Genomic DNA, 8445 nt, shown 5'->3' with positions numbered 1-8445 from the left:
TACGGCAACGGAGGATAAAAGAGATTATAGAATAAAAGAGATTATGGAATAAAACAGCTGACAAAAGAAAACAATGAACACAAATCTGTGTAATGGTCATTGTTTGGCTAGAATATGACAAACTGCCAACCACAACGTTTTACCAACTACAAGGTCTTACTAAAATACCACTCCATCACCATTTTAATCAAAAAGCCAAAAAATCCCCCACCCAATGCCAAAAATATCCAAAATGTGCCTTGTTTGCCTGCGTTATTTTTCTTTGACAAATCCCACATGATAAAAAACAAAAAGGCAATGAATAAGGGCAGTAGCACATTCATGCCCCATTTGGTAACGGTTTCTGCTGAAATGGCAAACATAATAGTCCCCTTAAACATCTTGTGAATATCAGCGTGTTGGCTGAATGTGCCAGTGTAACAAGAACACAGATGATATGGTAGTCATAAAGGGTTACTCACTGGTTAATGTGGGGAAGCTGTTTTATTTTTAGGACTGACGCATGAATTTAAAACCGACACATGGGTTCAATATCTTAGACATCAAACATGACCAATGTGAAAACAAACAAAAAGTGAAAGCGAGCGAAGTAGATGCAATTTTTACAAAAAATTGTTATATTGATGGGTTAATCAAATTGATATAAAAAATTTTTGTCCCATGACAATCATTCCTATTAAGAAAATACCATGTCAAATACCACCCTATCGAATACCACCCTATCCAGCACATCAGCTCCTGTGGCAGAACAAAGTGATGCCATTGCACACTTATTTGCCCAAGCTGTCTCTCAATTGCAACGCCAAGGCGTATTGCCTACCGATTGGCAAAATAATGGGCAAATTAGCCGCCCTAAAGACCCTGAGCATGGAGATTATGCCAGTAATTTGGCATTATCCGCCGCCAAAGTTGCTAAGACCAATCCCAAAGTATTGGCAGAGCAACTCATCAATGCCCTACCACAAAATTCCTTAATTGCCAAAGCGAAAATCGCAGGACCGGGATTTATCAATGTTTTTTTAAGCAGTGATGCCAAGTTTGCTGTGCTAGATGACATCACCAAACAAGCGGATAAATTTGGTCTGTCAAAGGCTCACGCTGGCAAACGCATTCAAGTCGAATTTGTCTCTGCCAACCCAACTTCAAGTTTACATGTTGGGCATGGGCGTGGAGCTGCCTTTGGCATGAGTGTTGCCAACCTATTACAAGCAGTGGGTTATGACGTTTGTCGAGAGTATTATGTCAATGATGCAGGACGGCAAATGGACATTTTAGCAACCAGTACTTATTTGCGTTATCTACAGTTGGCAGGGGCAGAATTTACCTTTCCAAGTAATGGCTATCAAGGTGATTACGTCAACGACATTGCCAGAACACTACAAACCCAACATGGCGATGCCTATATTCACCCCATCAGCAAGCTGTATCACAACGTACCTGCCGATGCCGTATATACAACCGATGACAAAGGTGAAAAAACCCTCATTTCTGGTGATAAAGAAACCCATATTGATGGCTTGATTGTGAATGCCAAAACACTGCTGGGTGATGCAGGTTACCAGCTGTTTTTAGACACCGCTTTGGACAGTATTTTGACAGACATCAAGCAAGATTTAAATGAATTTGGGGTGCATTATGAGCGGTGGTTTAGCGAAAAATCAGTACAAGCCGACATCAACGATGCCCTAGCCCAATTGGATGCCAAAGGCTATCTGTACCAAAAAGATGGCAACATATGGTTTAAATCTAGCGAATTTGGTGACGAAAAAGACCGTGTGGTTCTGCGTGCCAATGGTCAACCCACTTATTTTGCATCAGACATCGCTTATCATAAAAATAAGTTTGACCGTGGTTTTGATACCGTGATTAACGTTTGGGGTTCAGACCATCATGGATATATCGCTCGTATCAAGGCCGCCTTACAAGCATTGGGCATTGAGCCACATCGACTTGAAGTGATATTGGTGCAGTTTGTATCACTGTGGCGGGGTGAAGAGAAAGTCGCCATGTCATCTCGTTCAGGGCAGTTTGTTACCCTGCGAGAGTTACGTGAAGACGTGAGTAACGATGCTGCCCGCTTTTATTATGTCGCCAGAAAGCCAGAAGTGCATATGGATTTTGATTTGCAACTGGCAAAATCACAAAGCCGAGACAATGCAGTGTATTATATCCAATACGCCCATGCTCGCATTTGCCGATTATTTGACAAGCTGGCAGAACGAGGCTGGCAGTATGATGCAACGATGGCGACCACCCAGCAAACACGATTAGACAGCGACAGTGAAAGCGAGATACTCAAGTTGTTGACTGCTTATCCTAACACCATCGAACGTGCTGCTAACAACCGAGAGCCACATCTATTGACCAACTATCTTAAAGAGTTAGCCAGTGCTTTTCATGGTTGGTACAACGACAATCGCATCTTGCCCACTGACGAAGGTGAAACCGATTGGGCATTAGTACAAGCACGATTGCGACTGGCATTCGCCATCAAACAGGTACTGAGTAACGGTTTAACCCTACTTGGTCTGTCTGCACCACAGTCTATGTGATGGCTGCTGTTATTTTTTAATAAACCAAGTTTTTAATAAACCAAGTTAAAAATAAATTTGTGTTAAAAAAGGAAAGGGAGCGTGTCTATGCTGACAAAACAACCCAAAGGGGCAACTGAAAAGCGAAAAAAATCCAGCGGTTTGCTCAGTTTGTTTTGGATGTTTGTCGGAGCAATATTGGCAGTGATGGTGGGTGTGTTTGCTTATCTGTCGCCTTTTTTTGATTTTGCCAAGCAGAGTACCCCCACCACAGCCATTGATTATCAAGTAAAACCCAAAGTTAATATGGATACCAACAGCACCGACTATGAATTTTATGATGTGTTACCCAACCAACAGATGATAACCATTCCTGATGCGTCTGTGATTGAAGAACACAATAATAATCAGAGTGATGGCTCAGAGATGTCATTTAAGCCCGATGTGGTCGTTGAACAACAGCGTCGCCTAGAAGAAGCCGCCAAAAAACAACTGCAAGAGCAACAAGACGCCATCAATCAAAATGCCAATAACGAAGCCAATCAAGACGGTGGTTATGGCATCTCTGAACAAACTATCTTAAACCCTGAAGACAACAATTCAGCTGAGACCACCAACCTGCCCCATATTGATGGCAACAGCATGGATAACAACAACAATCAAGCTGACATCATCAATGACGGCAAATCCAGTGCCAGCATTCAACGTAACCAACCTGCCACCACTTATATCTTGCAAATTAATAGCTTTGGCAATGCAGATGAAGCCGACCGTAGACGAGCTCAAGTGCTGATGGCTGGGGTAGATGCCAAAGTGGTTAAAAATGTGACGGGCAATGGACAAGAAATTTTTCAGGTCATTTCTGTGACAATGTCCAATCGCAATGCGGTTGCTTTGGCACAACAACGACTACAAAATAACGGGATTGATAGCATCATCGTGGAGCAAAGACGCAAACAGCCATTGGGTCAATAGCCATTTTTCTTACCATACTACTTTTCTTACCATACTACATAAATCATGCTCCATAAACCATGCCTCCACCAATCATGTCATGACATCGTAAGCATTGCATCGTCAAGCATTGCATCATCAACCATGGCATCGTCATCGAAGGTTTCGTTAAGCACCCAATATCTTGGGAGCTTGACCATCATTTATCACCGCTTCGGTTACCTGAACCACTTTAGCATCTTGCATTGATGGCAACTCATACATGGTCTCAAGCAGGGCATTCTCAACAATGGAACGCAAACCCCTAGCCCCTGTTTTACGCTCGACTGCTTTTTTGGCAATGGCGGTTAGGGCTTCAGAAGTGAACTGTAATTGGGCATCTTCCATGTCAAACAGATACTGATACTGCTTAACCAAGGCATTTTTTGGCTCGGTTAAAATTTGAATCAATGCCGTTTCGTCCAACTCTTCAAGTGTGGCAATCACTGGTAAACGCCCAATCAGCTCAGGAATAAGACCAAACTTAATCAAATCCTCAGGCTCAACTTCACGAAACAATTCACTGAGGCGACTGGATTCATCTTTTGATTTCACATCAGCATTAAAGCCAATGCCCGTCTCTTCGGTGCGTTGTTGAATGACCTTATCGAGTCCTGCAAACGCCCCACCCACAATGATTAAAATATTACTGGTGTCAACTTGAATCAGCTCTTGATTGGGGTGCTTACGTCCACCATGTGGGGGAATGGCAGCGACCGTCCCTTCAATCAGTTTGAGTAATGCTTGTTGCACACCTTCACCTGAGACATCTCGAGTGATGGAAACGTTTTCTCCTTTTTTACTGATTTTGTCAATTTCATCCACATAGATGATGCCTTGTTCAGCTTTGGCAACGTCATAATCACAGGCTTGTAACAACTTTTGCACGATGTTTTCAACATCTTCCCCCACATAGCCTGCCTCGGTCAAGGTTGTGGCATCTGACATGGCAAAGGGTACATCTAATATTCGTGCTAATGTCTGTGCCAAAAGTGTCTTACCTGAGCCTGTTGGACCTATGAGCAAAATGTTACTTTTTGCCAATTCAACCATCGCATCGTCTGCTCCGATTTTGGCTTTTTTGCGGTCGTGTGCCAGTTGTTGGCTCACTTTCAAGCGTTTATAGTGGTTATACACCGCCACAGATAGGGCTTTTTTGGCAACATCTTGCCCAATGACATAATCGTCCAAGTGAGCTCTTAGCTCTTTTGGGGTGGGCAGTTTTTTGTTAAGCCAGCTACTATTTGGATTTGTATCATCAATAAAATCAGTGATTTGCTGGCTGTCATCTTCTATCAAATCTGCACATAATGCCACGCATTCGTTACAGATATTGGCATCATCAGCAGCGATTAACTGTTTGACTTCATTTTTTGCTTTACCACAAAATGAACAACATGGCATGTCATCTTTTGCCATAAAAAACTTCCTTTTGTTTTTGACTTATTCTGTTTTTATGAATGTTGTATTTGGTTTAGGCTTTATTTGGCTTATCTATTTAACTTAGTTGTTTAACGTTGTTTAATGTTAATTATTTAACGTTGGTTATTTAACTTAATCATTGCCAAAATGGGCTTGGGTATCACCAAAACCAAAGTATGTCATCATGCTTATTTAATCGTTGGGCGACGCTCAAGCACTTGGTCAACCAAGCCATAATCTTTAGCAGCCTCAGCACTCATAAAGTTATCACGGTCGGTATCTTTTTCCAGACGCTCCACAGGCTGACCTGTATGTTCAGCAAGCAGGCGGTTGAGCTTGGCTTTTAGCTCAATGATTTCACGAGCGTGAATTTCGATGTCTGATGCCTGACCACGAAACCCACCCAATGGTTGATGTATCATCACTCGAGAGTTAGCAAGGGCATAGCGTTTGCCTTTTGCACCTGCTGACAACAAAAATGACCCCATCGATGCTGCTTGGCCTAAGCAGATGGTCGAGACATCAGGCTTGATAAAATTCATGGTATCATAAATTGCCATGCCAGCGGTAACCACGCCACCAGGTGAGTTGATGTACAGATGCACATCTTTGTCTGGATTATCCGCCTCCAAAAATAACAGCTGAGCGACTATCAGATTTGCCATGTTGTCTTCAACTTGACCTGTCAAAAAAATGACTCGCTCACGCAGTAGGCGAGAAAAAATGTCAAACGAACGCTCACCACGAGAAGACTGCTCGACGACCATAGGAACCAATGCGTTTTGTGGTGCGACAGTTTGTGATTGGTCGCTTTGTAATCGGTTACATTGAAACTGCTCAAATTGTAACTGGTCAAAATGCGGATTTTGATGAATTCTGTCTTGCATCAACTGGGTGTCAATCATTGTTCTATGTCCTTACTTTATGTCCTTGGGTGTTTATTCCTGAGTGCTTAACCAATCAATATTTAATTAAGCACTCAGTGGCATTTATTAAACCATCAGTTTGATGTGATACGCTGATGTAAATAGGGTGATAATCAAGTATTTTCAAGCGTCGTTGATGCCATGGGCAAAAAAAGCCCAGCGATGGCATGGGCTTTTTTGTTGTTTATCAACCAATGCTTATCAACCAATCACATCATGCCTTGTTGTTGGCTGGCAATCAGCTCTTGATAGCCAACCTCTTTATCGGTTACTTTGCCTTGTGATAAGACATAATCAACCACTTGGTCTTCTAGCACCACTGATTCAATGTTGGCACGTTGTTGCTCATCATTGGTAAAGTAGTCGATCACTTCTTGTGGGTCTTCATAGTTCTCTGCTGATTCTTTAATAAATTCTTCGACTCGCTCTTGGTCTACTTTAAGCTCTTGGCTGTTAATCAAGCGTGATACAATCACCCCCAATCTGGCACTCCGCAAAGCTTGATCTTCAAACAACTCATTAGGTAGCATATCACCACTAAAGTTATTGGGGTTAGCACCGAACTGCTGAGAAAAACGCTGAATCATCATGTTACGCTGACGATTAATCTCTTGCTCTAGCATGGCTTTAGGGATGTCAAATTCATTTTTTTCTAACAGGGCATCAAAGACTGCCTGCTTAACTTGATTGCGTGATGCGTTTTTTATTTCACGCTCCATGTTTTTGCGTACGTCAGTTTTCAGTTTATCCAGACCACCTTCTTTTACGCCAAAGACTTCAAAAAATTCGTCGTCTAGCTCAGGCAATTTGGCTTGTTTCACTGATTTTACTGCCACTTTAAATTGGGCATCTTTACCAGCTAAGTTCTCAGCTTGATAATCTTCTGGGAATGTCACCTCAATGACCTTCTCTTCACCTGCTTGCATGCCAACCATTTGCTCTTCAAACCCTGGGATAAAGCGGTTACTACCAATCACAAGGTCAAAATCTTGAGCTGTTCCACCGTCAAAAGTCTCACCATTAATTGAGCCTTCAAAATCAAAAGTCGCTTGGTCGCCTTGAGCAAGCTTGTCATCTTTTTCAACAAACTCTTGACGTTGTTGACGCAAACTTTCAATCATGGTATCCACATCATCATCACTGATGCTGGCAATGTGTCGCTCAACGTCCACATCAGACAGACCTTGCACTTCAATCTCTGGGAAAATATCCACCGTGGCTTGATACACCAAAAAGTCATCTTCTAACTTGACTTCATCAATGTTGGGCATGTCCACTGCCATGATGTCTTGCTGACGAATGGCATCAAACACAGTATCACGTATCTCATCATTGATGACTTCTTGTTGGATACCTGCTCCATATTGTGAGCGAATGTGCGACACAGGCACTTTGCCTTTACGAAAGCCATCAATCCGAGCAGTTTTGGCAGTCTGGCGAATGCGAGACTCGACCTTTTTTTGAATGTTGCTAACAGGAACTTTCACTATCAATTGAACTTGCTGATCAGAAAGCTTATTCGATGTGACTTGTAAATCGTTTGCCATAAAATTACCTATATTTATCTAATAATACCAAACTAACAATAATACGTTCCAACAGTAATACGTTGAATTAAAAATGACCGTCTCAATATGTAAAAAAAAGATGAATTTCTCATAAAGTGATTTTTTATAAAGTGATGTAGTATACTTTATAAGTCAATAAAAGTGCAAATTTGTTGCAACAGATTGTGACAGGCCTGCCCACGGTGACTTAAGCGGTTTTTGCTCGCTTGGTCTAATTGTGCCGCTGACATGCCTTGCTGTGGCAACCAAAACACAGGGTCATAGCCAAACCCCTGATCACCCATGGGCTTATCGGTTATCTGCCCATGCCAAAAACCTTGAGCAATCAAAGGCAAGGGGTCATCAGCATATCTGACCATGACCAACACGCACACAAACATGGCAGTTATCGGTGAGTTGTGGTGATTGGTTGCACGTTGCTCTGTAAAATCTGCATTTGTCAAACTCGGTCGATGTGGCGACAATTCTGCCAATAGTTTGGTGATGTTGGCGGTGTCTTGGTCAATATTCTGACCGATACCCAGCCTTTCTCGGTCACTTTGGCTGGCATAACGTGCTGAATAAATGCCAGGTTTACCACCCAACACAGGCACACTCAAACCTGAATCATCAGCAATGGCAGGCAACCCACTCATATTACTGGCATGACGTGCTTTTATCAGTGCATTTTCAATATAGCTAAGACCGTCTTCTATCGCTTCTGTTACGCCAAGCTGTGCTTGTGGTACAAGACTGACGGACAGTTGTTTTTGGTTAAATAACTGTTGCAACTCTTGCAGTTTGCCTGCGTTATTGCTTGCCAATACCCATTTTTGCATGGTTCTTTTAGCTCCTAAGAGATTTTCATTGCTAGATTTTCATTGCTAAGTGTTTTATTGCTAAGTGATAATCATTATTAACATTAACAATCGGTAATTGTTATTACCTACTGCCCTTGTTAGACTTAAAGGTGTTTTATTTTAGGTTGTTTATTTTGCTTATTTTACTTAGCAATCACCGTAATCA

At 42.1% G+C, this 8445-nt stretch carries 7 protein-coding genes; 2 read left to right on the top strand and 5 right to left on the bottom strand.

Annotated elements, in window-relative coordinates:
- Nucleotides 1-146: 146 nt before the first annotated feature.
- A complete protein-coding gene (locus tag B0682_RS02020) occupies nt 147-362 on the bottom strand; it encodes a DUF2788 domain-containing protein (RefSeq protein ID WP_078306431.1) in 216 nt (71 codons plus the stop codon).
- 327 nt (nt 363-689) lie between these two features.
- Here B0682_RS02020 and argS point away from each other — a divergent pair, with 327 nt between their 5' ends.
- Both argS and B0682_RS02010 read left to right on the top strand, forming a co-directional pair.
- Nucleotides 690-2552 carry an arginine--tRNA ligase gene (argS, locus tag B0682_RS02015; RefSeq protein WP_078306430.1) on the top strand — a complete coding sequence of 621 codons (1863 nt, stop codon included), beginning with the start codon at nt 690-692 and terminating at the stop codon, nt 2550-2552.
- Between the two features lie 87 nt (nt 2553-2639).
- Nucleotides 2640-3506, top strand: coding sequence for an SPOR domain-containing protein (locus B0682_RS02010; protein WP_078306429.1), 867 nt, complete (start codon nt 2640-2642; stop codon nt 3504-3506).
- A 147-nt stretch (nt 3507-3653) separates the two neighbouring features.
- Here B0682_RS02010 and clpX read toward each other — a convergent pair whose 3' ends face one another.
- From clpX to B0682_RS01990, 4 genes are all read right to left on the bottom strand, one after another.
- Nucleotides 3654-4943 carry an ATP-dependent Clp protease ATP-binding subunit ClpX gene (gene clpX / locus B0682_RS02005; RefSeq protein ID WP_078306428.1) on the bottom strand — a complete coding sequence of 430 codons (1290 nt, stop codon included), beginning with the start codon at nt 4941-4943 and terminating at the stop codon, nt 3654-3656.
- Between the two features lie 191 nt (nt 4944-5134).
- Nucleotides 5135-5851 carry an ATP-dependent Clp endopeptidase proteolytic subunit ClpP gene (gene clpP / locus B0682_RS02000; RefSeq protein ID WP_143823233.1) on the bottom strand — a complete coding sequence of 239 codons (717 nt, stop codon included), beginning with the start codon at nt 5849-5851 and terminating at the stop codon, nt 5135-5137.
- A 230-nt stretch (nt 5852-6081) separates the two neighbouring features.
- The gene (tig, locus tag B0682_RS01995) at nt 6082-7419 is read right to left on the bottom strand and encodes a trigger factor (RefSeq protein WP_078306427.1); all 1338 of its coding nucleotides are present in this window, start codon (nt 7417-7419) and stop codon (nt 6082-6084) included.
- 146 nt (nt 7420-7565) lie between these two features.
- A complete protein-coding gene (locus tag B0682_RS01990; RefSeq protein WP_078306426.1) occupies nt 7566-8258 on the bottom strand; it encodes a non-canonical purine NTP pyrophosphatase in 693 nt (230 codons plus the stop codon).
- Between the last annotated feature and the right edge of the window lie 187 nt (nt 8259-8445).

The sequence above is a fragment of the Lwoffella lincolnii genome, assembly GCF_002014765.1.
Lineage (GTDB): Bacteria > Pseudomonadota > Gammaproteobacteria > Pseudomonadales > Moraxellaceae > Psychrobacter > Psychrobacter lincolnii.
The sequence above is the reverse complement of the archived record's forward strand: the minus strand, read 5'-3'. Positions and strand labels throughout refer to the sequence as shown.

What these genes read in the sequence shown, in the direction of transcription:
- clpP (WP_143823233.1), bottom strand. Translation starts at nt 5,851, where the DNA reads ATGATTGACACCCAGTTGATGCAAGACAGAATTCATCAAAATCCGCAT.
- B0682_RS02020 (WP_078306431.1), bottom strand. Translation starts at nt 362, where the DNA reads ATGTTTGCCATTTCAGCAGAAACCGTTACCAAATGGGGCATGAATGTG.
- B0682_RS01990 (WP_078306426.1), bottom strand. Translation starts at nt 8,258, where the DNA reads ATGCAAAAATGGGTATTGGCAAGCAATAACGCAGGCAAACTGCAAGAG.
- argS (WP_078306430.1), top strand. Translation starts at nt 690, where the DNA reads ATGTCAAATACCACCCTATCGAATACCACCCTATCCAGCACATCAGCT.
- clpX (WP_078306428.1), bottom strand. Translation starts at nt 4,943, where the DNA reads ATGGCAAAAGATGACATGCCATGTTGTTCATTTTGTGGTAAAGCAAAA.
- B0682_RS02010 (WP_078306429.1), top strand. Translation starts at nt 2,640, where the DNA reads ATGCTGACAAAACAACCCAAAGGGGCAACTGAAAAGCGAAAAAAATCC.
- tig (WP_078306427.1), bottom strand. Translation starts at nt 7,419, where the DNA reads ATGGCAAACGATTTACAAGTCACATCGAATAAGCTTTCTGATCAGCAA.